Origin of the sequence: Pseudomonas sp. CP4, from assembly GCF_047758505.1 — a bacterium.
GTDB classification, from domain to species: domain Bacteria; phylum Pseudomonadota; class Gammaproteobacteria; order Pseudomonadales; family Pseudomonadaceae; genus Aquipseudomonas; species Aquipseudomonas fluorescens_AO.
Map to the genome: position 1 here is coordinate 1,733,943 of NZ_CP180489.1, position 26,055 is coordinate 1,759,997.

Sequence of the window (26,055 nt, forward strand, 5' to 3'; positions counted from 1 at the left end):
GCGCTGTCAGTTCGTTTTTTTCAGCCAAGCATCGAGCGCAGCTTGCGCAACAGATCCAAGGGCGCGTAAGGCTTGGCGATCAATTCGAATTCATTGTCCGCCAGCTCATTGGGCGTCGACTCGTCCGCGCAATAGCCGGTTGTGAGCAAAATTTTCATGGCCGGATAGCGCCGGCTGATTTCCCGTGCCAAGGCCAGCCCGTTCATCTCGCCGGGCATGACCAGATCGGTAAACGCCAAGTCATAATCGCCGCCCTGCAGTACTGCCAACGCCTCGCGCGCATCTGCAGCGATGTCGGTGCGGTAACCGTGTTCGGACAGGACCAGACGGGCCAGCTCAGCAACCTCCGGACGGTCCTCGACGATCAGAATGCGCTCGGTGCCTTTGAGCTTTTCGGCATCGGGCGACGATTCCAACGCCGTCGGCAGACTGTCGTCGGCCGCAAAGAACAGGCGCACCGTGGTGCCGAGTTCCGGCGTCGATTCGATTTTGACCACGCCGCCGGACTGCTTGACGAAGCCATAGACCATCGACAGCCCGAGGCCGGCGCCGCTGCCCTCCTCTTTGGTGGTGTAGAACGGCTCCATGACCTTATCAAGATCGTCGGCAGCAATGCCCACACCGTTGTCGGCGATTGCGATGCACACGTAACGGCCCTCGGCCAATCCGGCCTGGTGCGGATCCGTTGCGTCCGGCACCATGACATTGCGGGTCTGCACAGTAATCATCGGCTGGCGCTGCTGACTCAGCGCGTCGCGCGCATTGGACAGCAGATGGTTCAGCGCCATCTCGGCCTGCGCCGGGTCGAGGCGGCAATTCCACAAGTCTTCGGCGAGTTCGAACTGTGGCTCCAGAGCAGCAGATTCCAGCGACGGCAGCGTTGACCGCTCCAGCAAGGCATTGAGATTGATCACCCGGCCTTCGAGCCGTTGCCGCCGGGAAAAGGCCAGCAGATGCTGGGTCAGCAGACGAGCTTTTTCCGCCGCCGCGCGGGCGTGACCGGCGCCGACCACAATGCGCTGCGGATCGATGCTCGGTCGCTTGGCGGTGTGCTGGATCAGCTCGATGTAGCCGATCATCACTTGCAACAGATTGTTGAAATCGTGGGCAATGCCACCGGTCAACTGTCCCAGTGCTTCCATGTTTTCGCTGTAACGCAAACCGTCCTCGGCGTCACGGCGGCGGCTGACGTCCATTTGCGAGGCGAAGAAATACACCAGTTGCCCGCGCTCGTTGAATAACGGCGCGATAAACAGCTCGTTCCAGAACGACGAGCCGTCCTTGCGATAGTTGAGCACTTCCACGCAGGTTTCGTGGTGATGCTTCAGCGCTTGCTTGACCTGTTGCAACACGGCGCGATCAGTCTGCTCGCCTTGCAGAAATCGGCAGTTGCGCCCGAGCACTTCTTCCAGCTCGTAGCCGCTGAGTTCAAGAAACGCGTTATTGGCGAAAATGATGGGATCGTCGGGCTGCGCAGGGTCGGTAACGATCATGGCCATGCGGCTGACCTGTACCGCCGCGAAGAACAAATCTTTGCGTTCCTGCGAAAGGACCGCTGCGTCGGCGCGGTCGACGATCGGTCTGGATTTTTTAGGCAAGCTAACCTCCGCTAAGCTCATTGCGTTTCGCTGTGACCATTACCAGCGAGAAGAGTGCCAAGGCCGGGCGCCGACAGCACGGGTGTCCGATGAGTTGCCGCACAATATCGATGGATCCGAATCGCGTTGCTGAGTGTCGAAAGCACACCGAGCACTGCACGCGGTTACCGCGTCTGGCAGTCTGCATAGTCAAATCCGAACCGCCAGGGAGAACCACCGTGGATTTGTTGTTTCTGGGCACGTCTGCCGGCGTGCCGACCCGCCAGCGCAATGTCAGCGCCACGGCACTGATCGCATCTGCCGGCAAAGGCTGGTACCTGATCGACTGCGGTGAAGGCACTCAGCACCAGGTGCTGCGCACGCCGCTGTCACTGAGTGAATTGCGAGCGATTTTCATCACTCATGTGCACGCCGATCACTGCCTGGGCTTGCCGGGTCTGCTGGCGAGCACCGGCATGTCCGGACGCTCGCGGCCGCTGGACATTATTCTGCCGGCGGCGCTGCATCCGTGGCTGAGAATGAGTCTTGAGGTGACGCAATCGCATCTGCCCTTCGAGATCAACCTGCACGCGGTGGAAACGCTCACCGAATGGCGCAACGTTAACGTCCAAGTGCAGACCGTCGAGTTGTCGCACCGTGTGCCGTGTCACGGTTATGTGTTTACCGAATCCGACCCGGAGCCGCGTCTCGACGTGCGGCGCCTCGACGCCGAGGGCATCGAACGCGGCCCGCTGTGGGGTCAGTTGGCCCATGGTCAGGACGTGGCGGTTGATGGGCGGATGCTGCACGCTCGCGACTATCTGCTGAGCGCGCGACCTGATCGGCGCATCATCGTTTGCGGCGATAACGATCGCCCGGCACTGCTGGCAGAAGTGGCGCAATCGGCGGACGTGCTGGTGCATGAGGCGACATTCGTGCAGGCAGCAATCGACCGCGCTCGTGCCAGTTACGGCCACAGCAGCGCCGCTGCGATCGCCGGTTTTGCCGAGGCCGCAGGGGTGCGCAATCTGGTGCTGACGCACTTCAGCGCACGCTATCAGGCCAACCCGGCGCTGAGTCCGTCGATCGAAGATGTGCGTAGCGAAGCGGCGGCGCTGTATAACGGCCGACTGATTCTGGCGCGGGATCTTCAGCGCTATCACCTCGACCGCTTGGGTCATTTGCAGCCCGTGGCAATCGAGCGCAAACCGCTGGAAGTCGCGCCATAGCATTGATACCGCGTCCGCCCGGTTTGCAGGCGGACGCCGGTGGGCAGGGTTACTTCTTGGCTTCCTTGTCCGGATCCGCCGAGCGCTCGAGAAACGCGTCAGTCAGTTGCGGCAAATGCTTGAGCAGCCATTCAGCCATGGCCACTTCCTGCGGCAGAATCTGTTCGCAGGCCTTCTGCGTCTGCGTGTCCCCCGCTGCTTTCGCCGCTGCGATCAGCACGGTGTAGCTGGCAACCTCCATGTTCTCGAAAACGTAGCCGGCCATGGCGCCCTTGATCACTTCGTCGCTCATCAAGGAGCCGCCAACCGCCTGACCGAACGCCATCAGTTTGCCGCCCAAGTCCTTGATCGTTGACGAATCACCGCCCAGACGTTGCAGGCATTCGTCGATGAGTTTCTGCTGGCCGAGGGTTTCTTCGATGTGCTGGTCGATGCGTGCCTTGAGCTGCGGGTAATGCTCCAGGCGCTTGGATTGCGCCTTGAGCATCTGCTCGGCCTGTTGCTCCATGGCATGGGCATCACGCAGCCAGTCGAGCAGGTTTTCCTGTGGAGTAGCCATTGTCGAATCCTCTTCTTGATGATTTCACAGTGATCAACCGGGGCGCGCCGCCTGATGTCCGGCGCGCCCCACGTGCCTTACAAGCCTGGTTTAGCCTGCGCGCCGGAGCCCAGATCCGCACCGGTAACCGGCTCGCTGTTGGGATCGGACATGGTGCGCATCTTCATGTTTTCCAGCAGCGCTTCGTCGGCGCTATCCAGTTGCACGGTGGCCAGGCCATCACCGCCGTCGACCGCCGGCGTTGGGCTTTCGACAAACTCCCAATCGTCGCCCTGATTCCACGGCCCGCGCATGCTTTCGGTGCCTTGCGACATGTTGAAGTAGACGTTGGTGAACTCAGGCATGCCGGGCAGCTTGCCTTGCGGGAAGTTTGGCTGAATCGAATGCAGGGCTTTTTCGAACGACAACTGGTGGGCGATCTCGCGGGTCATCAGAAAGCCCAGCGCCTCTTTCACGCCGGGGTCATCGGTCACGTTCATCAAGCGCTCGTAAACAATCTTCGCCCGCGCTTCTGCAGCGATGTTGGAGCGCATGTCGGCGGTGGGCTCGCCGATCGTATCGATGTATGCCGCCGTCCAGGGCACACCGGCCGAGTTGGTCAACGGCGAACCGGCACCATAGAGCAGGCTGGTGATGTGCGAGTCATTGCCATTGCCATTCAAAGAGCGATACAGCTCACCCTCCTGCTCGACACCTTCGGCCATCCGGCCTTTGGCACCCTTGTTGAGCATGACGATGATCGAGCCGATGATTTCCAGGTGGCTGAGTTCTTCAGTGGCGATGTCCATCAGCAGGTCTTTGCGTCCCGGATCGTCCTCGGCCAGCGCTTGAGTGAAATAGCGCGAAGCCGCCGCCAGTTCACCTTGTGCACCGCCAAACTGCTCGAGCAACAGATTGGCCAGTCCCGGATTGGGCTGGGCGACACGAACGGTGTATTGAAGTCGCTTGTTATGTAGAAACATGACAAATCTCCTCAGTCGGATAAGCGTGGCAAGTCGTGGGTTAAAAGCCTGCCTACCCTTTTGTGAAGCATTGTCTTCGCGGAAATTTCAAAAAATTTGAAGTGACAGGACAAATGGTTTGAATCGCGCCAACAAGCGAAACGGCGGTGTGCCGCTTGCGCTGCTCGCTTTGAATTGAGCGGAACTAATCACACAGCAACGGGTTCACGACGCGCTGTTTCAGGGCTTGTTAGTATCCCCCCAGGGGGGATAGCGTTGGCGCACGTTCAGATCTGCTTCGAGGTGCAAAAAATGAGTAGGCACACACACGAACACGGGCATGCTCATGTTCACCAAAGTCACGAAGCAATCATCAAACGCCTCAAGCGTGCGGACGGTCATTTGCGCGGCATCATCACGATGATCGAAGAAGGCCGCGAGTGCGTGGACATCGCCCAGCAACTGCACGCGGTTGAAAAAGCCATCTGCCAGGCCAAGCGCACGTTGATTCAGGATCACATCGACCATTGCCTGGAAGACACCGTCTCGGCACTGGGCAACGGCGAGCGCGCACCGCTGGAAGCGTTCAAACAAATCACCAAATACCTCTAGGTTCCGACATGCCCGATTTTGCTCAACTGCTGCAACAAGGCGGGGCCAACGCCTGGCTGTATTTCCCCAGTGCGGTTCTGCTCGGCGCTTTGCATGGCCTGGAACCGGGCCATTCGAAAACAATGATGGCGGCGTTCATCGTCGCCATTCGTGGCTCGGTCAAACAGGCCGTGCTGTTGGGCCTGGCCGCGACGTTGTCGCACACGGCGGTGGTCTGGCTGGTGGCGATTGGCGGAATGTACCTGGGCGCCGGGCTGGATGCGCAGACCTCCGAGCCGTACTTTCAGCTGGCGTCTGCGGCGTTGATCATTGCGATTGCGCTATGGATGTTGTGGCGGACCTGGCGGGGTGAGCGGATGTTCAACGTTGCTCATGGGCATGATCATCATGACGATCATGATCACAAGCATCACCATGGTCACACCGAATCGGAAGGTCTGGCGCTGGCAGTTGACGGTTATCAGGACGCCCATGAGCGCGCGCATGCCGAGGATATTCGCAAGCGCTTTAGCCATCGCGAAGTGACAACGGGGCAGATTGTTGTATTCGGTTTGACCGGCGGTTTGATCCCCTGCCCCGCCGCGATCACCGTTCTGCTGCTGTGTTTGCAAGTCAAAGAGGTCGCGCTGGGCGGCATGCTGGTGTTGTGTTTCAGCATCGGCTTGGCGATCACTCTGGTGACCGTGGGAGCTGCGGCGGCGATTGGCGCCAGACAGGCGTCCAATCGTTGGCCGTGGTTGGGCACATTGGCGCGGAGGGCGCCGTATGTGTCTGGCGTTCTGATTATCGCGGTTGGGCTTTACGTCGGTTTCCACGGCTGGCTGGGCCTGACCGCATGAATCAACGCAGCAAATGCACCACCAACCCGATCAGCGCACATCCCAGCAGCACCTCAATCACCCCGCGCTTGAAGCGAAACAGCGCAATGGCCGCGGCAATCGCAATCAACGCCGACGGCCAGTCCAGGCTGGCGCTGAAGCCCTGCGGCCAGAGCACGTGATAACCGAAGAAACACGCCAGATTGAGGATCACCCCAACCACCGCAGCGGTGATCGCGGTCAGCGGGGCGGTGAATTTGAGTTCATCGTGCGTCGACTCCACCAGCGGGCCGCCGGCGAGGATGAACAGGAATGAGGGTAGAAAGGTGAACCAAGTGACCAGCGCGGCGGCAACCGCTCCGGCAAGAAACACCTGATCGGCACCGAACACCTGCGTCACATAAGCCCCGACAAAACCGACAGACGCCACCACCATGATCAGCGGCCCGGGCGTGGTTTCGCCCAGCGCCAGGCCGTCGATCATCTGCGTCGGGGTCAGCCAGCCGTAGTGGCCGACCGCACCTTGATAGACATAGGGCAACACCGCATAAGCTCCGCCAAAGGTAAGCAGCGCAGCTTTGGTGAAGAACCAGCTCATTTGCGTCAACGTGCCCTGCCAGCCGAACAGCGCGGTCAATACGCCCATCGGCAATGCCCAGAGCGCGGCGCCAATCACGGCGAGCATGGCCAGTTTCGTCCAGCTGAAACGGGCATGCGCCGGAGTTGGCGTGTCGTCGTCGATCAACGCCGCACCGAAAGACTTCTTCGCCGCGCTATGCCCGCCGGCCCTGAATTTCTCCGGCGCCAAGCGTCCGCCAAAATAGCCAATCACCGCCGCGCCCAGCACGATCAGCGGGAACGGCACATTGAACGCAAAAATCGCGGTAAACGACACTGCCGCAATCGCCCACAGCCAATTGTTCTTCAGCGCCCGCGAACCAATGCGATGCGCCGCCTGCACCACGATGGCCGTCACCGCAGGCTTGATCCCGTAAAACAGCCCGGCCACCACCGGCACTTCACCGAAGGCGATGTACAGCCACGACAGGAAAATCAGGATGAACAGCGAAGGCAACACGAACAAAGCCCCGGCCACAATGCCGCCCCAGCTTCGATGCATCAACCAGCCGATGTAGGTCGCCAACTGCTGCGCCTCCGGCCCCGGCAGCAACATGCAGTAGTTCAAGGCATGCAGAAAACGCCGCTCGGAAATCCAGCGTCGCCGCTCGACCAACTCCTGGTGCATGATCGAAATCTGCCCGGCCGGCCCGCCGAAACTGATAAAGCCCAGCTTCAACCAGAACCAGAAAGCCTCGCGCAGACTCACGGCCTGCGGCTTCACATCGTCATCCCCCGCCAACGGCTGAACTTCACTCATCGAGCTGTTCCTTTTATGCAGTCGGCAGGTTGTACCCGAAAAGCGTAACGAACAAAACGCCAGAAACGAAAAAGCCCCCGTAATCAGCAATGATTACGGGGGCTTCGTCTTGTTCAATAATGGCGGAGAGATAGGGATTCGTGGCCCTTACAATTGCAAAGGGCGAAGGGAGGTTCCGACCTCGTTTTCATCCCTTGGACGCAACCTTCTCTCTCACCTTCGGCGGCCGATTTTCAAAGCGAGTCTGATACAGTCATCCCAGTAATTCACTGACAGGGAGTCAATGATGGCAAAACCAGCGGCACGCATCACCGATCCAACCAGTTGTCCAATCCCGGGGCACGGACCGAAAGCTATCGCGTCCGGATCTCCTGATGTGTATTTCGACGGTCTCGCAGCCGCTCGCAAAGATGACAAGTGTACCTGCGGAAGTGCGTTAGCCTCCGCAGTATCCTCCACAGTGTTTATTAATGGCCAGAATGCTGCGCTAGTCGGCACTGTCGGTAGCCACGGAGACGTCGTAATCGGTGGCTCGGGTACGGTCATCATTGGAAGCTCCCATACCCCTGCCCCCTTCATTCCGCCTAAACCCATGGTCATTCATGGGAATTGGATCGGTTTTAAGATACCCGCGGAAGAAAGCTACGAAGGGCTCACCTGTACGGCACACTTTGACGATGGCTCTTCCATGCACGGCGTATTTGATGCAAACAATTCGGTCAAATTCTCCAACCCCACCGGAAAAACGTGCCACACCTTGGCATTCGCCCATCATGAGAATACCTGTACGACCGCAGGTATTGACGGACTGCTGAATGACTTCTTGGGATAAGGATATTCTTGTGACGGAACCAAACCTGGTAACTGGAAGCTATATTGTCAAAAGTGAACATACGCTCGAGCGCTCCCCCCTTGAGATGGCAGTCGCTGGCATGGAAGGGGCAGCCAGTCGTTTCGCAACTGATGCGATTAAGGATGAACGCGTCCGCGCAAACTACGAGCGCAATATTCGACGAATGTCCCAACAAATATTCGCCGACGTGAAAGCCGGCAATATCAGCGTTGAAGATGCGACCAAGTTCAGCAACGAGATGCGCAACAAAATCATGTTCGAACATCGCAAGATGACCTCCGCACAGGGTCTGGCCATCGCGGAAAAGAAGAAAAAAAATGGTCGCACATACAACGAAATCCTAAATGAGAAATCCCAGGCTCAATTCAAAAAAAACTACGACCAGCTTTCCAAGGCTCAACAGAAAGAGGTCTTGTACAGAGCTTTGGAACGATCGGGCAGCGCTAATGCAAAGTTCACTGCTGGAACTAAAATCATGTCTGTCATGGGCAAGGTTGGAATTGTCCTGACAGCGGTATTAGCCACTTATCAGATACTGAATGCAGACGACAAGGCCAAGGAGACGGCTCGTCAAGCCACGATTCTGGGCGGAGGTGCGGCGGGTGGATTTCTGGCAGGTTTGGGGATCTCCGCTATTTGTGGGCCGGGAGCCCCGGCCTGCGCCATAGCAGTTGTTCTCATTGGAAGCATCGCCGGTGGCATTGCCGGCGGAGTTGCCGCCGATACGTTCGACGCAGAGTTAGAGGAGCTGGCCCATTGGGACATATTCTGACTGATGCGGATCGAGCACGCATCCAGATCGCGCTGGCAGAAGCCTTTGTAGACAGCGCCGTTGACTATGGGTCCATTGCAGAGCGAATCCGAGGTTTTGATCCCGAGGTTGTTGAGCACATCCTGTACTCTGAGGTTGCCCCTGTGTGTTTCAGTAATCTTGAAACGCCCGTCCCGCCTGTTTGGAGTGGTTTCCAGGATGAGTGGTTATTAAACGAAATAGCCGAAGAACTCCAAGCACGGGAAACCAGTTGGCTACGACGCCGTTTACACGTGTTAAAGGTTGCATGGCTACGCTACAGCTATGGTTACATCTGGGAGGAACTTGCGAAATTTTCAAAATCTCAATAGCTCAATGCCACATAGTTCGCCTGGCGGATGACGGTGATGACACAGTGGAGAAAGCAATTGCTCTCTGTCCGAACCGTCACCGACGCACGCGTTTCGTTTGACTGACCGATGAGGCGAACCAGGCGCTTTGATAACAACGCAAAGAACACTCAATCGGCACACGCCCTAAATTTAACACCAAAACGAAAAAGCCCCCGTAATCAGCAATGATTACGGGGGCTTCGTCTTGTTCAATAATGGCGGAGAGATAGGGATTCGAACCCTAGGTACCGGTGAAGGTACAACGGATTTCGAATCCGTCCCATTCGGCCACTCTGGCATCTCTCCAACGGCGCGCATCATAACAACACTTTCGTTGGTTGCGAACCCCCCAAACGAAATTTTTTCCGTGCTATCAGATGCTTGCGTCGATTAAAGCGGTACGCCCAGACGAGCGGCGACTTCTTCGTAGGCTTCGATGACGTCACCGAGGCCCTGGCGGAAGCGGTCCTTGTCCATCTTCTTCTTGGTGTCCTTGTCCCACAGACGGCAGCCGTCCGGGCTGAACTCGTCGCCGAGGACGATGGAGCCGTCGCTGAACACGCCGAATTCAAGCTTGAAATCGACCAGCAGCAGGCCGGCGTCGTCGAACAGTTTGCTCAGGACTTCGTTGACCTTGAGCGACAGTTCTTTCATGCGCGCCAGTTGCTCGGCGGTGCCCCAACCGAATGCCACGACGTGGGATTCGTTGATGAACGGGTCGCCCTTGGCGTCGTCCTTCAAGAACAATTCGAAGGTGTACGGGTTGAGCTTCATGCCCTCTTCGACGCCGAGACGCTTGACCAGGCTGCCGGCGGCGTAGTTACGCACGACGCATTCCACCGGGATCATGTCGAGCTTCTTCACCAGGCATTCGTTGTCGCCCAGCAGTTTGTCGAACTGGGTCGGCACGCCGGCCGCTTCGAGCTTCTGCATGATGAAGGCGTTGAACTTGTTGTTCACCATACCTTTGCGATCGAGCTGTTCGATGCGCTTGCCGTCGAACGCCGAGGTGTCGTTGCGAAACAGCAGGATCAAGCGGTCAGCGTCGTCGGTCTTGTAAACCGATTTGGCTTTGCCGCGGTAGAGTTCTTCACGTTTTTCCATGATGGGCTCCGCTTGCTAAGTAGGTGGGCTAGGCGATGTGGCGCCAGTCGAGCCCTGAATCTTGATCGGCCAGTTGCAGCCAGTCCGGGTCGCACCCGAGGGTGTCGACAAAACATTGCCGGGCCAGCTGCGGCAGGTTGTTCTTGCTGCTCAGATGGGCCAGAACCAGGTGTTGCAAACCCTGCCAGCCCAACTCGGCCACCAGGAATGCCGCCTGATGGTTGTTCAGATGTCCGCGTTCGCCGCCCACCCGCTGCTTGAGAAAGTACGGGTAATGACCACGGGCCAACATGTCGCGGCAATGGTTGGACTCGATCATCAACGCATCGAGATCCCGATAGCCATCCAGCACCCGCTCGCAGAACGACCCCAGGTCGGTCAGCAGGCCGAAGCGCCGCTGTTCCTGATCGCTGAAGACATACTGGGTCGGCTCCTGCGCGTCATGGGCCACGGCAATGACCCCGACGTTCAGTGCGCCGATCTGCAGTTGCTCGCCGCCGGCCAGAAAGCCCGCCGGTTCAAGCGGTTTGCGCATCCCCCGCAACGTGCCGCGACTGAGGTAGACCGGCAGATTGTAGCGCCGAGACAGCAAACCCACGCCATGCACGTGGTCGGCATGTTCGTGGGTCACAAGTATCGCGCTCAGTTGCGCTGGGTGCACACCCAGGCGCAACAGGCGTCTTTCGGTTTCCCGCAGGGAAAAACCACAATCCACCAGCACATACGTATCAGCACTGGCGATCAGCGTGCCGTTCCCTTGGCTACCGCTGCCGAGAACGGCAAAACGCATATCGGATCAGCCCAGGTTGTCCTGAATCACGCTCAGCACTTTACGCGCGACATCGGCCGGCGCGACGGTGTTGATGTTCTTTTCGACGGTGACCTGGATGTTCTCGCCCACCTTGCTCAGGCGAACCTGATAGCGCTCGGCACGGGCTTCGACTTCTTCCTTGCTCGGCGCGCTGCCGAACAGACTGCTGAGGAAGCCAGGCTTGTCGTCTTTCTTCTCGGCTTTTTCGGCCAGGTTGATGTAGTACAGGCCCAGGCTGCGGTTGATGTCTTCAACGCGCCATTCGCCCTGTTCCAGCGCACGGCCGACGCTCGACCAAGCGCGGTCCAGATCGGTACCGACGTTCAACACCGGGTTGCCGCTACCGTCTTCGCTGAGGCTGACGCGGCTCGGCGCATCGAAATCACGCGAGGCCAGCATCGACACCGAACCGCCTTTCTCGGAAGTACGGCTCATGCTCGCGAGCATGTCGTCGACCAACGCAGCGTCCAGGCCAGTGTTGACCGAACGGTTGGTGAAGGCCACGTCGGCCGTGCTGCCGGCAGGACGCTCGGCGCTGACCACGTAGATTTCACTGGTGTTGCGCTGCACGCCCGGCTCGATGCGCACGCGCACGCGGGTTTCGCTGTCGCTGGCGATACCGGCCGCACTCAGGCGCTTGGCCATCGACGCGGACAGCTCGTCGGAGTGCTGCCAGGTGGTGGTGAATTCACCGGTCTGCGGACGCTGTTCATCCAGACGGAAACCGTTGTCCTGGAAGAACTGCAGCGCCACTGGCCAGACTTCGGCCGGCGGGTGCTGGGCCACGACCCAACGCGAATCACCGCTCTTCTGCAGCGAGTAATCAGTGGCATCTGCAACCGCCGACAACGGCTGAGGACGCGGGACAATGTATTCGCCCGTCGCGGTGTCATCGGCCACGTTGCGCGGGATCGGCAACAGCGGATCGAGACGTTTGGCAGTGCTCACATCCGGTGGCAATTGCATCGGTGCAGTCTGTTGCGCTTGCAGGTAATCGCTTCCACGGTCGCGGAAATAACCTTCCGGCCCCCAGACCCATCCGCAGCCACTGGTGCTGGAGATAATCAAGGCAAGTGCGGAAAGTCCGGCCATTCGCTTCATGCGTTGTACTTCCTCAATTAAACCAGGACGCTGCACTGGCGCAGGGCCGTGCGCAGCGTTTCATGACAAGGGGTGCTCAGCCAGGTCAGTGGCAGGCGGATGCCTTCGTGCATCAGGCCCATTTCGACCAAAGCCCACTTCACCGGAATCGGGTTGGCTTCGATGAACAGGTCCTTGTGCAGCGGCATCAGTTTTTCGTTGATTGCCCGTGCGGTATCGGCGTCGCCCTTCAGCGCGGCCTCGCACAGGTCAGCCATTTCGCGCGGAGCGACGTTGGCGGTGACCGAAATGTTGCCTTTGCCGCCCAGCAGGATCAGCTCGACAGCGGTCGGATCGTCGCCGGACAGCACGATGAAATCCTTGCTCACGCCATCGATGATCGCTTTGGCGCGCTTCAGGTCGCCGGTGGCTTCCTTGATGCCGATGATGTTCGGCACGGTGGACAGGCGAATCACCGTCTCGGCCTGCATGTCGCAGGAGGTGCGGCCGGGAACGTTGTAGAGAATCTGCGGAATGTCGACGGCTTCAGCGATGTGTTTGAAGTGCTGGTACAGGCCTTCCTGGGTCGGCTTGTTGTAATAAGGAACCACCAGCAGGCAGGCATCGGCGCCGGCGGCCTTGGCGTTGCGGGTCAGCTCGACGGCTTCGCGGGTCGAATTGGCGCCGGTGCCGGCGATGACCGGAATGCGCCCGGCAACCTGTTTGACCACGGCTTTGATGACGGCGATGTGCTCTTCTACATCAAGGGTGGCCGACTCGCCGGTTGTACCGACGGCGACAATGGCATGGGTGCCGTTCTTGAGGTGGAAGTCCACGAGTTTGCTGAGGCTGTCCCAGTCAAGACGCCCTTGTGCATCCATGGGAGTGACCAGTGCCACCATACTGCCCGCAATCATGAAACCGCTCCTGCCGGAAAAAGAGAGCGGTAATGGTACTGGCGCCAAGATGCTTGCACAAGCGAAGTACTGCGCCGCCGCCATTCCCCTTGGCGCCGCTTTTCGCTACCCTTCAGACTTTGATCGGTACAGATCAGCTTGTACGCCGGGTTTCAGCCTCCCTTTTCGGCCTCCCAGGGCCCGTTCCTGCGCCGCATCGACGCGCTCCCGCACAGTGGAGCGAGCCGCGAGCGCCGGCCGGGTCTCTTTATACGGACCGCCAGAACAGGCACTCCCGGCCACCAACGCCCGTCAACCTACCGACCGCTCATCGCTTTAGGAATGCTGCATGTCCACCCCCACAGTTCGCGAACAATTCCTTGTCATCAGTGCCCTCGGCGCCAACCCCATGGAGCTGACCAACGTCCTGTGCCGCGCCAGCCATGAAAACCGCTGCGCCGTCGTCACCTCTCGCCTGACCCGCCACGGCGAGTGCAGCGCCCTGGTGCTGGAAGTTTCCGGCAGCTGGGACGCCCTCGCGCGCCTCGAAGGCAGCCTGCCATTGCTGGCCAAGCGTCATGCGTTCACTGTCAACGTGGTACGCAGCGCGGCTCTGGAAAATCGCCCACAGGCGCTGCCTTACGTGGCTTACGTCAGCTCGGCGTATCGCCCGGACATCATCAATGAGCTGTGCCAGTTCTTCATGGACCACAACGTCGAACTGGAAAACCTCACCTGCGATACCTATCAGGCGCCACAGACCGGCGGCACCATGCTCAACGCCACGTTCACCGTAACCCTGCCGGCCGGTACCCAGATCAGTTGGCTGCGCGATCAGTTCCTCGACTTCGCCGACGCGATGAACCTGGATGCGCTGATCGAGCCTTGGCGCCCACAAAACCCAATGTAAGGAAGCTTTCATGGCCGTTGTCATCGACCAACCGGTTGCGGATTTCACCGCGCCTGCGACCAGCGGGCAGACCGTCAGCCTGTCCGAACTCAAGGGCAAGCAAGTGGTGATCTATTTCTACCCGAAGGACAGCACCCCGGGCTGCACCACTCAGGGTCAGGGCTTCCGTGATCAATATGCGGCTTTCAAGGCTGCCAACACCGAAGTCTTTGGCATTTCCCGTGACAGTTTGAAATCGCACGAAAACTTCAAAGGCAAACAGGAATTCCCCTTCGAACTGATCAGTGACAAGGACGAAGCGGTTTGCCAGTTGTTCGACGTGATCAAGCTGAAAAAGCTGTATGGCAAGGAATACCTGGGCGTTGATCGCAGCACTTTCCTGATTGATAAGGACGGTGTGCTGCGTCAGGAATGGCGTGGCGTGAAAGTGCCAGGGCATGTTGATGCCGTGCTGGCGGCGGCTGAGACCCTGAACAAAGCCTAAGATCAAAAGACCGCAGCCTTCGGCAGCCCCTACATGGGGAAAGCATTCCAAATGTAGGAGCTGCCGAAGGCTCGGGCCGCGATCGGACGATCTTTGCTTTTAAAGCAACGGCGCCACCACCGGCTCCTTGCGCGGCCACGCATCCAGCACAGCCTTGAACAGCGTCGCCAGCGGGATCGCAAAAAACACGCCCCAGAATCCCCACAACCCGCCAAACAACAGCACCGCGCAGATAATTGCCACCGGATGCAGATTCACTGCTTCCGAAAACAGCAACGGCACCAGTACGTTGCCATCCAGCGTCTGAATGATCCCGTAGACCGCCATCAGGTAGATGAACTGGTCGCTCCAGCCCCACTGGAACAGTGCAATCAGCAGCACCGGCACGGTCACCACCACCGCACCGACATACGGCACCACCACCGACAAGCCGACCAGCAACGCTAGCAGCGCCGCATAGTTCAGGCCCAGCGCGATGAAGGCGATGTAGGTCACGCCGCCGCAAATCACGATCTCGATGCCTTTGCCACGAATGTAATTGGCGATCTGCCGGTTCATTTCCTGGGCGACGCGGGTGATCAGCGCGCGCTCGCGAGGCAGATAGCCGCGCACCCACTCGCCGATCATCGCCCGATCCTTGAGGAAGAAGAACACCAGAATCGGCACCAGCACCAGGTAGATCATGATGTTCACCAGCAGCGGCAAACTCGACAGCGAAAAGGTCAGTGCCCACTGGCCAAACTTGCCAATCTCGCCCCGCGCCGCTTCGATCGCCTGCAAGACTTGCTCGTCAGACACCAGATGCGGATAGCGCTCGGGCAATAGAAGCAGCAGCGATTGCCACTTGGCGAGCATGCCCGGCAGTTCGTTGAACAGCGTGATCAACTGATGCCAGAGCAATGGCAGCACCACGACGATAAACAGCATCAGCGCGCCCATGAACAGCGCAAAGACAAGGCCCACCGCCACGCCACCGGGTACACGCAGCCGCTCAAGCGTCACCACCAGGCCTTGCATCAGATACGCCAGCACCATTCCCGCCAGCACCGGCGCAAGCATGCCGCCAAGAGTCAGCACGGCGGTGAAGGCGAGAAACAGCAGCACCGCCAGCACCACGGCTTCTTCATCGGAGAAGTAGCGCTGAATCCAGTCGCGTAACACTTTGAACATCAATATTCCCTTCGATCGTTAACGCGCTCGCGTCAGGCTTTTTTCAACCAGTAACGGTAGACGCCAGCCTCGTCTTCTTCGCGCAACAGCGCATGACCGGCCAGTTTGGCAAAGGTACGGAAATCCCGTTGTGAGCCCGCATCGGTGGCGATGACCTTGAGTACGGCGCCGCTTTGCATTTTATTGAGCTCCATTTTTGCCTTGAGCAACGGCAACGGACAGTTCAGGCCACTGGCGTCCAGTTCCACGTCGTGGGCTACAGCGTCGGTCATTGCGGCACTCCGGTTCAGGTTGTCGAGCTGCCTAGAATATCTGGTCGCGGCTTCGGTGTCCGGCTACAGTAAGGTCTTTGTCCTCCAAGGCTTTGTGCATGACTTTTCTGCGCCCTACCCTGCTGACGCTCGCTTGCCTGCTCGCCTCACCAGGCTTTGCCGACGATCTGCCGTCACTCGGCGACGCCAGTTCTGCCATCGTCTCGCCGCAACAGGAATACCAGCTCGGCCGTGCCTGGCTGGCCATGCTGCGCAGTCAGGTGTCCCAGCTCAACGATCCGCAGCTCAAGGATTACGTCGAATCCAGCGTCTACAAGTTGGTGGAGACCAGCCAGGTCTCCGACCGACGCCTGGAATTCATCCTGATCAACAGCCCGCAACTCAACGCCTTCGCTGCACCGGGCGGCGTGGTCGGGGTCAACGGCGGTCTGTTCCTCAACGCCCAGACCGAAGGTGAATACGCCTCGGTGCTCGCTCACGAACTGGCGCACTTGTCGCAACGTCACTTTGCTCGCGGCGTCGAAGCGTCACAAAGAATGCAGGTGCCGATGATGGCCGCTTTGCTCGCCGGCATCGTCATCGCCGCGGCTGGTGGCGGTGATGCCGGCATCGCTACCATTGCCGGCACTCAGGCTGCGGCATTGCAGGAACAACGACGCTTCTCGCGGCAGAACGAACAGGAAGCGGACCGTATCGGCATTCTCAATCTGGAAAAGGCCGGCTACGACCCGCGTTCGATGCCGACCATGTTCGAACGACTGATGCGCCAGTATCGCTTCGACGCCAAGCCGCCGGAATTCCTCCTGACTCACCCGGTCACCGAATCGCGTATCGCTGACACTCGCAACCGCGCCGAGCAGGCGAAACCGGGCGGCATTGAAGACAGCATGCGTTATCAGTTGATTCGTGCGCGCGTGCAGTTGATCTATGAGGAAACCCCGGGACTGGGCGCCAAGCGTTTCCGCGCCCTGCTCGATGAGAATCCGAAAAACGATGTGGCGCGTTACGGCTTGGCCATCGCGCAAATCAAGGGCGGCCAGCTCAACGAAGCTCGCGAGAACCTCAAGCAGCTATTGGCCAAGTCGCCGAACGAAATCATTTACAACCTCGCTCAGGTCGATCTGGACATCACCAACAATCGCCTGCCGGATGCGCAATCGCGGGTCGATCGCATGCTCACTCAATACCCCGGCAATTACCCGCTGAATCAGGTGCGCGTCGATCTGCTGCTGAAACAGAATCGCGCCGCCGATGCCGAGAAGGCGCTAGACAGTTTGCTCAAGACCCGCCCGGATGATCCGGACGTCTGGTATCAGGTTGCCGAAACTCGCGGCCTGTCGGGCAACATCATTGGCCTGCATCAGGCGCGCGCTGAGTACTTTGCGCTGGTCGGCGATTACCGCCAGGCCATTCAGCAACTGGACTTCGCCAAGCGCAAGGCCGGCAACAACTTCCCGCTGTCCTCGCGCATCGACGCCCGTCAGCGCGAGCTGATGGAGCAGGAGCGCATGGTCAAGGACATGATGGGCTGAGTTTCCCCGCAAGGTAGAAGCTGCAGACACAAAAAAACCGCCTCTTTCGAGGCGGTTTCTTTTTACCTTGTAGCTGGTTTATTCAGCCAGTTTGAAGGTGATGAAGCTGGCACGGCCCTGACGCAGCACGCGCATCGACACCGAACGGTTCTTCGGCAACGCCTTGGCGATGTCGGTGAACTCCTTGGCCGAGCCGATGGCCTGGTTGTTCAGGTGGGTGATCACGTCACCCGGTTGGAGACCGATCAGGGCCGCAGGACCGTCCTGCACTTCCTTGATCACCACACCGCCTTTGAGGTCGTAGGTTTTCTTCTGCTCGGCGGTCAATTCGCCGACTGCAACGCCGAGACGATTGCTGCTGCTTTCAGCGCCGGATTTCGGCAACGCGTCCAGCTCTTTGTCTTCGTCCGGGATTGCGCCGACGGTCAACTCGACGTTTTTGCGCTTGCCTTCACGAATCACTTCCAGATTGGCTTTGGCGCCAGCCTTCAACGCACCGACCAGATGCGGCAGGTCTGCGGACATGACGATCGGCTGACCGTTCATGCTCAGGATCACGTCGCCAACCTGCAGGCCGCCCTTGGCCGCGGGGCCGTCATCCTGAATCTGTGCAACGAGGGCGCCGGCCGGCTTGTCCAGACCGAACGACTCGGCCAGATCCTTGTTCACTTCCTGAATGACCACGCCCAGCCAGCCGCGGCTGACTTTGCCACCGCTTTTGAGCTGATTGGAAACGTCCATCGCCACGTCGATCGGGATGGCGAACGACACGCCCATGAAACCACCGGAGCGGGTGTAGATCTGCGAGTTGATGCCGACCACTTCACCGTTCAGGTTGAATAGCGGACCACCGGAGTTGCCCGGGTTGATCGGCACGTCGGTCTGAATGAACGGTACATAGTTTTCGTTCGGCAGGCTGCGGCCCACGGCGCTGACGATGCCTTGGGTCACAGTGTGGTCGAAGCCAAATGGCGAACCGATCGCGACGACCCACTGGCCGGCCTTCAGGTCCTGGGATTTGCCGAGCTTGAGCACCGGCAGATCCTTGCCTTCGATTTTCAGCAAGGCCACGTCCGAACGTGGATCGGTGCCGACCAGCTTGGCTTTCATCTCACTGCGGTCAGCCAGACGGACGAGGATTTCGTCGGCATCGGCGATCACGTGGTTGTTGGTAAGGATGTAGCCATCCGGCGAAATGATGAATCCTGAACCCAGCGATTGCGCTTCACGCTGGCGGCCGTCGCCACGCGGCGAGCGCTGCTGAGGCGGCATGCCGCGCTCGAAGAATTCGCGCAGCATCGGTGGCAGGCCTTCCAGATCCGGCATCTGCTGATTCACGCGACGGTCCGGCAGTTTCTGCGTGGTACTGATGTTCACCACCGCGGGCGACGCTTGTTCGACCAACTGGGTGAAATCAGGCAGATCGGCCGCTTGCGCAGCAGGCACCGCCTGACCGAGCAACAGCACGGTGGCGAAGATGGAAAGGTAAGACTTTAAACTTGGTATCGACATACAGCTCCCGTTACGACGAGCAGGGTTAAGCGATATGGAGCAAAGGAACACCGGAAACCACAGACCGGCATTTTTGTTCCGGGAACAACAAACAAGGCCAGAGCCGTGAGGCTCTGACCTATAAAAAATTTTCAGGGGTTTTGCAAATGAAAATGCTCAGCAAACATTTCGACGTCTCGACGACGAAGTGGAAATGACTGAAATCAGCTCACTGCTTGCTGGTCGCAGCGCCATCGTTGTTACGCATCGATAGAGCGATTCGTTCGGCGGTGCCAATCGGGATTTCGCCGACAACCGTGACCATCATTTCGCCTTGCGGCGTGGTCAGGCGACGGGATACCGCGACGGTGGGGCCCAACTGAGTGCGGGTGTCAGTGACGGTTGCGCCATTCAACGGTTCAAGGAACACCGAGAAACGCGCCAGACCATCGTCATACATCAGGCTGCTGACTTGGGTCTTGGTTTGCGCATCTTTGTGCGAACTGCTGCTGGTCAGCTCAAAGCCTGGCGGCAGCCAGTCCGAACGCCAGTTTTGCACGGTCTTGGCTGCAGAAGCCTTGTCGCTTGCGATGTTGATCGGCTTGCAATCGGCGTCTGCCAACAAGTCCTTGTCCGACGGGATCTCATCAGTGTCGAGGCTGGTGAACTGGAAACGCTCAAGCAACTGCCCTTTGTCGTTCAACAGCAACGACTTGAGCGGCAGCCCCGTCTTCTTGTCCAGATGCAGCTCGAAACCGTAGCGGTGCTGATCACGAGGCGTGAGTGACACGATCACGGCATCGCGACCGGCCACACGCGACTTGCCAATGACGGCAAGGTCATACCAATTCTTCAGCTTTTTGGGATCCAGCGCACGGGCGGCAGCGTTGGGTGAATCACCCAATCCCGCAATCAGGGTGCCGCTGACGCATTGAGTACGCCCATCAATGCGCACGACTTCCTGAGCCGAGCCGTCGAGCTGCAATAACCGCTCGCGGACTTGACCATTCTGGACGCGATGCCAGATGTTGTGCGTGGAAAAACTGCCGTTGCGCTCGTAAACGAAAGTACCGTGAAAGCTTTGCTGCTGCTCGGCCTGGCCCAGACGGGTCAACCAGTCCTGGGCCTCGTCAGCGTGGGCTGGAACAATGAACCAGCCACTGAGCAGAAGCGAAAGTAGAGGGATGGCGCGCATGATCCTCCTTAACGGTTTTCCAGGCTTGCGGCACGTGCGTATGGCAGCGCGCTTTCAGTTCCCTTGAGTGCAGCCTGCTGAGCGTGCTGGCGCAGGTAGCCTGGCAGACGCTGATCATGCCAGCCTGGCTGACCTTGCAGAACGCCATTGGCCATCGGGCCAGTCGCTTCCGAACTTTCGCTGTAGCCAGCCAGAACTGCCGGACCCTTGACCTGTGGAGTGGCCAGAGTAGGCTGATTCGACTGCTGGGCCAGCTCAACACCAGCGATTTCGTCCTGGTTGTACAGGCGAACACCGGCCAGAACGGCCACGGTTACCGAAGCGGCAACAGCGAGGCGACCCAGGTTACGCCATGGGCTGCGGGATACTTTGGCCGGAGCCGTTTCGTCTTCCAGCGCAGCAGATACTGCCGCAGCGATATCCAGACGCGGAAGCAGCAGATCCTTGTGCATGGCTGCCCGAGCGATCTGGTAACGAGCCCAGGTCTCACGGGTATCAACATCATCCAGTGCGCTGAGCACTCGACGCAATTCCAGTTCGTCCGCTTCGTTATCCATCACTGCGGACAGCGATTCCTGCAGGGCTTCACGACTCATGGCGTTCCTCTCTTGGCTGTCGCCGCTGTCTCAGTTTTCCTGCAACAACGGTTGCAGGGCTTTGTCGATGGCCTCCCGAGCGCGGAAAATCCGGGAGCGCACGGTACCCACCGGACACTGCATGACGCTCGCAATGTCCTCGTAACTCAGACCATCGAATTCACGTAAAGTTAAAGCCGTACGCAAATCCTCTGGCAGTTGCTGAATGGTTCGATGGACAGTGCCTTCGATCTCATCCCGCAGCAATGCGCGTTCCGGTGATTCGAGATCCTTGAGGCCGTGATCGCCATCGTAGAACTCCGCATCCTCTGAACTTACATCGCTATCCGGCGGCCTACGGCCGCGGGAAACCAGGTAGTTCTTTGCCGTGTTAATGGCAATACGATACAGCCACGTATAAAACGCACTGTCACCGCGGAAATTTCCAAGTGCCCGATACGCCTTGATAAAGGCTTCCTGAGCAACGTCCTGGGCTTCATGGGTGTCGTGCACAAAACGCACGATCAACCCGAGAATTTTGTGCTGATATTTCAGCACCAGCAGATCGAAAGCTCGCTTGTCGCCACGCTGAACGCGTTCGACCAGCTGCTGATCCTCTTCCTGGGTTAGCATGAACACTCCTCGATAAGCCCGGAGGAGACTTGCATTACTAAACGACCAGACTTGCAAACATAGACTCGGGCTTTTCGCAAAAGTTCTCCCCCTCCAAGCAAGTTTCCTGCGAGCTCTGATTTGGCACGCACGAAAAACGCAGCGCGGGATAAACCGGCTGCGCGAATAATCTTGTTATCGGTTTCGCCGGCAGGAATCCAAACGCAGATTCCGCACTGAAGCCGACACTGTCCGTGGTTTCTGGCACCGTCTATTGATCTTGGCCCTTTGGCAAAAGTTCCAATTATTTATAGCCGTACCCACCTGAGATTGCGCAACCGTGGGCGGAAAAGTCTGTTTCAGCGCCGATACAGGTGTCTTTTCCCACACCTGTGAAAAAAATCTTCCGACGAAGCACAGCCCTTTTCACCGCGCAGTAGTCTCACAATGCCATCTGGGCCCGGCTATTGTGCCGCCCAACCCCTCTATATACTAGTGGGCTGTGTGGCTGTCTTGACTCGCCGATCCAGCTGTCTTGCGCCAACCCCGACCCGGGTCGCTTTGAGCGGAATCCTGAAATGAGCCAACAGTTCCAACACGATGTTCTGGTAATTGGCAGCGGTGCTGCCGGTTTGAGTCTCGCGTTGACCTTGCCCGGTCATCTGCGCATTGCCGTATTGAGCAAAGGCGATCTCGCCAACGGTTCGACCTTCTGGGCCCAGGGTGGCGTGGCCGCAGTGCTCGACGATACCGACACTGTCGAATCCCATGTCGACGACACCCTCAATGCGGGCGGCGGCTTGTGCCATGAAGACGCCGTACGCTTTACCGTCGAGCACAGCCGCGAAGCCATCCAATGGCTGATCGACCAGGGCGTGCCGTTCACCCGCGACGAACAGTCCGGCACTGAAGACGGTGGTTTCGAATTTCACCTGACCCGCGAAGGCGGCCACAGCCATCGGCGGATCATCCATGCTGCCGACGCCACCGGCGCTGCGATCTTCAAGACCTTGCTGGCCCAGGCCAAAGAGCGCGCGAACATCGAACTGCTGGAACAGCGCGTTGCCATCGATCTGATCACCGAACGCCGCTTGGGCATGGAAGGCGATCGTTGTCTCGGCGCCTACGTACTGAATCGTGCCACCGGGGAAGTCGATACCTACGGCGCACGTTTCGTGATTCTGGCGTCGGGCGGCGCGGCCAAGGTCTATCTTTATACGAGCAACCCTGACGGCGCCTGCGGTGACGGCATCGCCATGGCCTGGCGCTCCGGCTGCCGGGTGGCGAACCTGGAATTTAATCAGTTCCATCCGACCTGCCTGTATCACCCGCAAGCCAAAAGCTTCCTGATCACCGAAGCCCTGCGTGGCGAAGGCGCGCATCTGAAGCTGCCCAATGGCGAGCGCTTCATGTATCGCTTCGATAAACGCGCCGAGCTGGCGCCTCGTGACATTGTCGCGCGGGCCATTGACCATGAAATGAAGCGTCTGGGTGTCGACTGCGTGTATCTCGACATCAGTCACAAGCCCGAAGCGTTCGTGAAAAGCCACTTCCCGACTGTTTATGAGCGCTGCCTGGGCTTCGGCATCGACATCACCAGACAACCGATCCCGGTGGTTCCCGCCGCGCACTACACCTGTGGCGGCGTGATGGTCGATCAGCATGGGCGCACCGACGTGCCCGGCCTCTACGCCATCGGCGAAACCAGTTTTACCGGCCTGCACGGCGCCAACCGCATGGCCAGCAACTCGCTATTGGAATGCTTCGTTTACGCCCGTTCGGCGGCGGCGGACATTCTCGCGCAGCTGGATGATATCGCGGCGCCGAGCGCCCTGCCCGTCTGGGACGCCAGCCAGGTCACCGACTCGGATGAAGATGTGATCATCGCGCACAACTGGGATGAGCTGCGCCGATTCATGTGGGACTACGTCGGCATCGTGCGCACCAACAAGCGTCTGCAACGGGCGCAGCACCGGGTGCGTCTGTTGCTGGATGAGATCGATGAGTTTTACAGCAACTATAAAGTCAGCCGTGACCTGATCGAGCTGCGCAACCTGGCACAAGTTGCCGAATTGATGATCAGCTCAGCCATGGAACGCAAGGAAAGCCGCGGGCTGCATTACACCCTCGACTATCCGGATATGCTGCCCGAAGCGCTCGACACTATTCTGGTGCCGCCCACCTACGCCGGCTGAACTTGAGCCGCACTCGCAGGCGTCGGTGCAGATCCGCCGCCTGCGAGTCACGCGGCACGCAGATCGACCTGACCCGCCACTCTCCGCGCAGGCGAAAGCGCAGCACCACGATCAATGGCAGCGCCAGACTGTCCGGGCGCAATTGCACTGCTTGCCAGCCATCAGCCTGATTCCAGACCTGCCAGCCATCGCCGTCGCGCCGTAATCCGCAGAATGCTTGCGGATGACTCAGCAGAATCTGCCGCGGAATCACCCAGAAGCCATGCAAAAAACAGCCGAAAACCCCAGCCATACTGGCCCAGAGTGGAATCGACAGCAGAAACAACGAGCCCATGGCGAACGCCTGGGCCAGCAGATACGCCGCCAGCAACTGCCGTGAGGCATGCCAGCGGCATTCGAACGTATTACTTGGGCTGGACACGATCCAGAATCATCCGGACCATGCGTTGCAGCTCGGGATCTTCCGACTCGCTGCGCTCCATGAACCAGCCGAACATGTCCTGATCCTCACAGGTCAGCAAACGCACGTACAGATCACGATCCACTTGATTGAGGTGCGGATAGACCTCCTGCACGAACGGCACCAGCAGCACGTCAAGCTCTAACATGCCGCGACGGCTGTGCCAAAAGAGGCGATTCAGTTCAACTTGTTCGACCATGGAGCCCTCCTCGAATTTGCCGGGCAGTATACAGCCCCGGCGCGGGCCGCACAGTCGGCTTTGGTCGGGCATCCCTGATCCTTTATCAACTACCCATTTCAACCCTGCCCCCTTATGATGTGCCCCAGTCTATTTACCCTGCGATGACCCATGGCCGATTCTGCTTTTTTCTGCACCCTGTCTCATGAAGGCGTACTCGCGGTTCGCGGTGCGGACGCCGGAAAATTCCTGCAAGGCCAGTTGACCTGCAATATCAATTACCTGAGTGACACCCGCGCCAGCCTTGGCGCCCGCTGCACGCAAAAAGGCCGGATGCAGTCGAGCTTCCGCATCCTGCTGGAAGGTGACGGCGTAGTGATGGCGATGGCCAGCGAGCTGCTCGAGCCGCAACTGGCCGACCTGAAAAAGTACGCAGTGTTCTCCAAATCGAAACTGACCGATGAAAGCGCCGCCTGGGTGCGCTTCGGTCTGGCGCATGGCGACGCAGCCCTGACAAGCCTCGGTCTGGCACTGCCCGCCGAAACCGACAGCGTTGTGCGCAATGAAAGCCTGATTGCCATCCGCGTCTCGCCCGACCGTGCCGAACTCTGGGTGCCTGCCGCTCAGGCGCAAAACGTGCAAAGCCAACTGTCGACCACCCTGCCCGAGGCCGGGCTGAATCAATGGTTGCTGGGCCAGATCCGCGCCGGTATCGGTCAGGTCATGCCTTCCACTCGCGAATTGTTCATCCCGCAGATGCTCAATCTGCAGGCGGTCGGCGGCGTGAGTTTCAAGAAGGGCTGCTACACCGGTCAGGAAATCGTTGCGCGCATGCAGTACCTGGGCAAGCTCAAGCGTCGTCTGTACCGCTTGCGCCTCGACGCGACTGAATTGCCAGAGCCCGGCACTCAACTGTTTGCACCCAGCCACAACAGTTCGATCGGCGAAGTGGTCCTGGCCGCCAATGCCGAGGGAAACATTGAACTCCTGGCCGTGTTGCAGGCCGAAGCTGCCGAAGCCGGTGATTTGCGTCTGGGCGCCCTCGAAGGCCCCGCGTTGCACGTGCTCGACCTGCCATACGAACTGGATCGCGACCGCGAAATCCAGCGCTGATCGCAGCATTGTTGCAAGACCCTAGAGAGTCCAAATGAGCGAACTGGCGGAAAAGGTCCAACAGGATTTGGTTGCGGCCATCGATAACGATGACCTGGTTCTGCCAACGTTGCCGGAAGTGGCCCTGCAAATTCGCAAGGCCGCCGAGGATCCGGAAATCAGCGTCAGCGATCTGAGCAAAGTCATCGGCCGCGACGCCGCGCTGTCGGCGCGCCTGATCAAAGTGGTCAACAGTCCGCTGCTGCGCGCCGCGCAGGAAGTCACCGACCTGCACACCGCCATTACCCGTTTGGGCATCAACTACAGCAGCAACCTGGCGATCGGATTGGTCATGGAGCAGATCTTCAACGCCCGCTCCGAAGTGGTTGAGCAGAAAATGCGCGAAGTCTGGCGCAGCAGTCTGGAGATCGCCGGCGTCAGCTATGCACTTTGCCGTCGTCATACCCAGCTCAAGCCTGATCAAGCAGCACTCGGCGGGTTGGTGCATCAGATTGGCGTGTTGCCGATTCTGACTTACGCCGAAGACCACAACGAGTTGCTCTCGGATGCGGTCAGCCTGACCCATGTGATCGAGCAGATTCATCCAGTGCTGGGCGAGAAGTTGCTGCGGGTCTGGGAGTTTCCCGAGCGTCTGGTGCAACTGCCGTTGCTCTATGAGGATTTCGAACGCGACTCGGCCCGCATCGATTACGTGGACGTGGTGCAAGTGGCGAATCTGTATTGCCGCAAGGGCACCGACCATCCCTTTGCGCGGATTGATCCGCTGAGTGTGCCGGCGTTCAGAAAACTGGGGATTGATCCGGAGAACAAGCAATTTTGCGCGGATCTGGAAGAATCGCGGTCGATGTTCTACTGACCTGTGGTGAG

28 protein-coding genes and 1 tRNA gene are annotated in these 26,055 nt (G+C 59.1%); 12 read left to right on the forward strand and 17 right to left on the reverse strand.

Annotation, left to right across the window (positions count from 1 at the left end; all coding sequences use genetic code 11):
* Positions 1–20: 20 nt before the first annotated feature.
* Positions 21–1,598, reverse strand: a complete 1,578-nt coding sequence (locus tag ACMYUN_RS07720; RefSeq protein ID WP_415763388.1) for a histidine kinase famiy protein — start codon at positions 1,596–1,598, stop codon at positions 21–23.
* Positions 1,599–1,816: 218 nt separating this feature from the next.
* Between ACMYUN_RS07720 and ACMYUN_RS07725 the strand changes: the two genes are divergently transcribed.
* Positions 1,817–2,806: a ribonuclease Z gene (locus ACMYUN_RS07725; protein WP_415763389.1), complete on the forward strand. Its 990-nt coding sequence runs from the start codon at positions 1,817–1,819 to the stop codon at positions 2,804–2,806.
* A 49-nt stretch (positions 2,807–2,855) separates the two neighbouring features.
* On the opposite strand, the gene ACMYUN_RS07730 is transcribed toward ACMYUN_RS07725, so the two are convergent.
* Both ACMYUN_RS07730 and ACMYUN_RS07735 read right to left on the reverse strand, forming a co-directional pair.
* Positions 2,856–3,365, reverse strand: coding sequence for a ferritin-like domain-containing protein (locus ACMYUN_RS07730; protein ID WP_039760925.1), 510 nt, complete (start codon positions 3,363–3,365; stop codon positions 2,856–2,858).
* Positions 3,366–3,442: 77 nt separating this feature from the next.
* Positions 3,443–4,327, reverse strand: a complete 885-nt coding sequence (locus ACMYUN_RS07735) for a manganese catalase family protein (protein WP_039760923.1) — start codon at positions 4,325–4,327, stop codon at positions 3,443–3,445.
* A gap of 291 nt (positions 4,328–4,618) precedes the next feature.
* Between ACMYUN_RS07735 and ACMYUN_RS07740 the strand changes: the two genes are divergently transcribed.
* A complete protein-coding gene (locus tag ACMYUN_RS07740; protein WP_415763390.1) occupies positions 4,619–4,918 on the forward strand; it encodes a metal-sensing transcriptional repressor in 300 nt (99 codons plus the stop codon).
* A gap of 8 nt (positions 4,919–4,926) precedes the next feature.
* Entirely contained in the window at positions 4,927–5,757 is an 831-nt protein-coding gene (locus tag ACMYUN_RS07745; RefSeq protein WP_415763391.1) for a nickel/cobalt efflux transporter, read from the forward strand.
* A gap of 1 nt (position 5,758) precedes the next feature.
* Here the strand turns inward: ACMYUN_RS07745 and chrA are convergent, their stop codons facing one another.
* Positions 5,759–7,114, reverse strand: coding sequence for a chromate efflux transporter (gene chrA / locus ACMYUN_RS07750; protein ID WP_415763392.1), 1,356 nt, complete (start codon positions 7,112–7,114; stop codon positions 5,759–5,761).
* Positions 7,115–7,400: 286 nt separating this feature from the next.
* Between chrA and ACMYUN_RS07755 the strand changes: the two genes are divergently transcribed.
* From ACMYUN_RS07755 to ACMYUN_RS07765, 3 genes are read left to right on the forward strand one after another with little or no spacing between them, the layout of a single operon-like run.
* Positions 7,401–7,946, forward strand: a complete 546-nt coding sequence (locus tag ACMYUN_RS07755) for a PAAR domain-containing protein (RefSeq protein ID WP_415763393.1) — start codon at positions 7,401–7,403, stop codon at positions 7,944–7,946.
* 10 nt (positions 7,947–7,956) lie between these two features.
* Entirely contained in the window at positions 7,957–8,739 is a 783-nt protein-coding gene (locus ACMYUN_RS07760) for a hypothetical protein (RefSeq protein WP_415763962.1), read from the forward strand.
* Complete coding sequence (locus tag ACMYUN_RS07765) at positions 8,724–9,089, forward strand: hypothetical protein (protein ID WP_415763394.1); 366 nt, start codon at positions 8,724–8,726, stop codon at positions 9,087–9,089. Before ACMYUN_RS07760 ends, ACMYUN_RS07765 begins: the two co-directional genes overlap by 16 nt.
* Positions 9,090–9,326: 237 nt before the next feature.
* Here ACMYUN_RS07765 and ACMYUN_RS07770 read toward each other — a convergent pair.
* The 5 genes from ACMYUN_RS07770 to dapA all read right to left on the reverse strand — a co-directional run bounded on the left by ACMYUN_RS07770 (position 9,327) and on the right by dapA (position 13,022).
* A tRNA-Ser gene (locus ACMYUN_RS07770) sits at positions 9,327–9,416 on the reverse strand.
* Between the two features lie 84 nt (positions 9,417–9,500).
* Entirely contained in the window at positions 9,501–10,214 is a 714-nt protein-coding gene (purC, locus tag ACMYUN_RS07775) for a phosphoribosylaminoimidazolesuccinocarboxamide synthase (protein ID WP_016771262.1), read from the reverse strand.
* A gap of 28 nt (positions 10,215–10,242) precedes the next feature.
* On the reverse strand, positions 10,243–11,004 hold the full coding sequence (locus tag ACMYUN_RS07780) for an MBL fold metallo-hydrolase (protein ID WP_024012002.1): 762 nt from the start codon (positions 11,002–11,004) through the stop codon (positions 10,243–10,245).
* A 6-nt stretch (positions 11,005–11,010) separates the two neighbouring features.
* On the reverse strand, positions 11,011–12,126 hold the full coding sequence (gene bamC / locus ACMYUN_RS07785; RefSeq protein WP_415763395.1) for an outer membrane protein assembly factor BamC: 1,116 nt from the start codon (positions 12,124–12,126) through the stop codon (positions 11,011–11,013).
* A gap of 17 nt (positions 12,127–12,143) precedes the next feature.
* A complete protein-coding gene (gene dapA, locus ACMYUN_RS07790; protein WP_129998904.1) occupies positions 12,144–13,022 on the reverse strand; it encodes a 4-hydroxy-tetrahydrodipicolinate synthase in 879 nt (292 codons plus the stop codon).
* A 328-nt stretch (positions 13,023–13,350) separates the two neighbouring features.
* Between dapA and ACMYUN_RS07795 the strand changes: the two genes are divergently transcribed.
* Positions 13,351–13,911, forward strand: coding sequence for a glycine cleavage system protein R (locus tag ACMYUN_RS07795; RefSeq protein ID WP_042607411.1), 561 nt, complete (start codon positions 13,351–13,353; stop codon positions 13,909–13,911).
* 10 nt (positions 13,912–13,921) lie between these two features.
* The gene (locus ACMYUN_RS07800; RefSeq protein WP_415763396.1) at positions 13,922–14,395 is read left to right on the forward strand and encodes a peroxiredoxin; all 474 of its coding nucleotides are present in this window, start codon (positions 13,922–13,924) and stop codon (positions 14,393–14,395) included.
* Positions 14,396–14,494: 99 nt separating this feature from the next.
* Here the strand turns inward: ACMYUN_RS07800 and ACMYUN_RS07805 are convergent, their stop codons facing one another.
* Positions 14,495–15,565 (reverse strand): AI-2E family transporter, encoded by a 1,071-nt coding sequence (locus tag ACMYUN_RS07805; RefSeq protein ID WP_016771268.1) that lies wholly within the window; start codon positions 15,563–15,565, stop codon positions 14,495–14,497.
* A 32-nt stretch (positions 15,566–15,597) separates the two neighbouring features.
* The gene (locus ACMYUN_RS07810) at positions 15,598–15,837 is read right to left on the reverse strand and encodes a sulfurtransferase TusA family protein (RefSeq protein WP_415763397.1); all 240 of its coding nucleotides are present in this window, start codon (positions 15,835–15,837) and stop codon (positions 15,598–15,600) included.
* A gap of 98 nt (positions 15,838–15,935) precedes the next feature.
* Between ACMYUN_RS07810 and ACMYUN_RS07815 the strand changes: the two genes are divergently transcribed.
* Positions 15,936–17,369, forward strand: coding sequence for a M48 family metalloprotease (locus tag ACMYUN_RS07815; RefSeq protein ID WP_039760903.1), 1,434 nt, complete (start codon positions 15,936–15,938; stop codon positions 17,367–17,369).
* Between the two features lie 78 nt (positions 17,370–17,447).
* Here the strand turns inward: ACMYUN_RS07815 and ACMYUN_RS07820 are convergent, their stop codons facing one another.
* From ACMYUN_RS07820 to rpoE, 4 genes are all read right to left on the reverse strand, one after another.
* Positions 17,448–18,881 carry a DegQ family serine endoprotease gene (locus ACMYUN_RS07820; RefSeq protein ID WP_039760902.1) on the reverse strand — a complete coding sequence of 478 codons (1,434 nt, stop codon included), beginning with the start codon at positions 18,879–18,881 and terminating at the stop codon, positions 17,448–17,450.
* A gap of 208 nt (positions 18,882–19,089) precedes the next feature.
* The gene (locus tag ACMYUN_RS07825; RefSeq protein ID WP_122691665.1) at positions 19,090–20,055 is read right to left on the reverse strand and encodes a MucB/RseB C-terminal domain-containing protein; all 966 of its coding nucleotides are present in this window, start codon (positions 20,053–20,055) and stop codon (positions 19,090–19,092) included.
* An 8-nt stretch (positions 20,056–20,063) separates the two neighbouring features.
* A complete protein-coding gene (locus ACMYUN_RS07830) occupies positions 20,064–20,651 on the reverse strand; it encodes a sigma-E factor negative regulatory protein (protein ID WP_008077804.1) in 588 nt (195 codons plus the stop codon).
* A 30-nt stretch (positions 20,652–20,681) separates the two neighbouring features.
* A complete protein-coding gene (gene rpoE, locus ACMYUN_RS07835) occupies positions 20,682–21,263 on the reverse strand; it encodes an RNA polymerase sigma factor RpoE (protein WP_003172477.1) in 582 nt (193 codons plus the stop codon).
* A gap of 557 nt (positions 21,264–21,820) precedes the next feature.
* Here rpoE and nadB point away from each other — a divergent pair.
* Positions 21,821–23,437, forward strand: coding sequence for an L-aspartate oxidase (gene nadB, locus ACMYUN_RS07840; protein WP_039760896.1), 1,617 nt, complete (start codon positions 21,821–21,823; stop codon positions 23,435–23,437).
* Here the strand turns inward: nadB and ACMYUN_RS07845 are convergent.
* Positions 23,406–23,858, reverse strand: coding sequence for a protein YgfX (locus ACMYUN_RS07845; RefSeq protein ID WP_415763398.1), 453 nt, complete (start codon positions 23,856–23,858; stop codon positions 23,406–23,408). The two genes, nadB and ACMYUN_RS07845, sit on opposite strands and share 32 nt — an antisense overlap.
* Positions 23,842–24,096, reverse strand: a complete 255-nt coding sequence (locus tag ACMYUN_RS07850) for a succinate dehydrogenase assembly factor 2 (RefSeq protein ID WP_007963266.1) — start codon at positions 24,094–24,096, stop codon at positions 23,842–23,844. Before ACMYUN_RS07850 ends, ACMYUN_RS07845 begins: the two co-directional genes overlap by 17 nt.
* Positions 24,097–24,246: 150 nt before the next feature.
* Between ACMYUN_RS07850 and ACMYUN_RS07855 the strand changes: the two genes are divergently transcribed.
* Together ACMYUN_RS07855 and ACMYUN_RS07860 are read left to right on the forward strand one after the other, a co-directional pair.
* On the forward strand, positions 24,247–25,188 hold the full coding sequence (locus ACMYUN_RS07855) for a YgfZ/GcvT domain-containing protein (RefSeq protein WP_415763399.1): 942 nt from the start codon (positions 24,247–24,249) through the stop codon (positions 25,186–25,188).
* Positions 25,189–25,222: 34 nt separating this feature from the next.
* Positions 25,223–26,044, forward strand: a complete 822-nt coding sequence (locus tag ACMYUN_RS07860; protein ID WP_039760890.1) for an HDOD domain-containing protein — start codon at positions 25,223–25,225, stop codon at positions 26,042–26,044.
* The last annotated feature ends 11 nt before the right edge of the window (positions 26,045–26,055 follow it).

What these genes read in the sequence shown, in the direction of transcription:
- ACMYUN_RS07805 (WP_016771268.1), bottom strand. Translation starts at nt 15,565, where the DNA reads ATGTTCAAAGTGTTACGCGACTGGATTCAGCGCTACTTCTCCGATGAA.
- ACMYUN_RS07745 (WP_415763391.1), top strand. Translation starts at nt 4,927, where the DNA reads ATGCCCGATTTTGCTCAACTGCTGCAACAAGGCGGGGCCAACGCCTGG.
- ACMYUN_RS07795 (WP_042607411.1), top strand. Translation starts at nt 13,351, where the DNA reads ATGTCCACCCCCACAGTTCGCGAACAATTCCTTGTCATCAGTGCCCTC.
- ACMYUN_RS07850 (WP_007963266.1), bottom strand. Translation starts at nt 24,096, where the DNA reads ATGGTCGAACAAGTTGAACTGAATCGCCTCTTTTGGCACAGCCGTCGC.
- ACMYUN_RS07730 (WP_039760925.1), bottom strand. Translation starts at nt 3,365, where the DNA reads ATGGCTACTCCACAGGAAAACCTGCTCGACTGGCTGCGTGATGCCCAT.
- ACMYUN_RS07830 (WP_008077804.1), bottom strand. Translation starts at nt 20,651, where the DNA reads ATGAGTCGTGAAGCCCTGCAGGAATCGCTGTCCGCAGTGATGGATAAC.
- ACMYUN_RS07735 (WP_039760923.1), bottom strand. Translation starts at nt 4,327, where the DNA reads ATGTTTCTACATAACAAGCGACTTCAATACACCGTTCGTGTCGCCCAG.
- ACMYUN_RS07800 (WP_415763396.1), top strand. Translation starts at nt 13,922, where the DNA reads ATGGCCGTTGTCATCGACCAACCGGTTGCGGATTTCACCGCGCCTGCG.
- ACMYUN_RS07815 (WP_039760903.1), top strand. Translation starts at nt 15,936, where the DNA reads ATGACTTTTCTGCGCCCTACCCTGCTGACGCTCGCTTGCCTGCTCGCC.
- ACMYUN_RS07855 (WP_415763399.1), top strand. Translation starts at nt 24,247, where the DNA reads ATGGCCGATTCTGCTTTTTTCTGCACCCTGTCTCATGAAGGCGTACTC.
- dapA (WP_129998904.1), bottom strand. Translation starts at nt 13,022, where the DNA reads ATGATTGCGGGCAGTATGGTGGCACTGGTCACTCCCATGGATGCACAA.
- rpoE (WP_003172477.1), bottom strand. Translation starts at nt 21,263, where the DNA reads ATGCTAACCCAGGAAGAGGATCAGCAGCTGGTCGAACGCGTTCAGCGT.
- ACMYUN_RS07810 (WP_415763397.1), bottom strand. Translation starts at nt 15,837, where the DNA reads ATGACCGACGCTGTAGCCCACGACGTGGAACTGGACGCCAGTGGCCTG.
- nadB (WP_039760896.1), top strand. Translation starts at nt 21,821, where the DNA reads ATGAGCCAACAGTTCCAACACGATGTTCTGGTAATTGGCAGCGGTGCT.
- ACMYUN_RS07825 (WP_122691665.1), bottom strand. Translation starts at nt 20,055, where the DNA reads ATGCGCGCCATCCCTCTACTTTCGCTTCTGCTCAGTGGCTGGTTCATT.
- ACMYUN_RS07860 (WP_039760890.1), top strand. Translation starts at nt 25,223, where the DNA reads ATGAGCGAACTGGCGGAAAAGGTCCAACAGGATTTGGTTGCGGCCATC.
- ACMYUN_RS07820 (WP_039760902.1), bottom strand. Translation starts at nt 18,881, where the DNA reads ATGTCGATACCAAGTTTAAAGTCTTACCTTTCCATCTTCGCCACCGTG.
- purC (WP_016771262.1), bottom strand. Translation starts at nt 10,214, where the DNA reads ATGGAAAAACGTGAAGAACTCTACCGCGGCAAAGCCAAATCGGTTTAC.
- chrA (WP_415763392.1), bottom strand. Translation starts at nt 7,114, where the DNA reads ATGAGTGAAGTTCAGCCGTTGGCGGGGGATGACGATGTGAAGCCGCAG.
- ACMYUN_RS07740 (WP_415763390.1), top strand. Translation starts at nt 4,619, where the DNA reads ATGAGTAGGCACACACACGAACACGGGCATGCTCATGTTCACCAAAGT.
- bamC (WP_415763395.1), bottom strand. Translation starts at nt 12,126, where the DNA reads ATGAAGCGAATGGCCGGACTTTCCGCACTTGCCTTGATTATCTCCAGC.
- ACMYUN_RS07780 (WP_024012002.1), bottom strand. Translation starts at nt 11,004, where the DNA reads ATGCGTTTTGCCGTTCTCGGCAGCGGTAGCCAAGGGAACGGCACGCTG.
- ACMYUN_RS07755 (WP_415763393.1), top strand. Translation starts at nt 7,401, where the DNA reads ATGGCAAAACCAGCGGCACGCATCACCGATCCAACCAGTTGTCCAATC.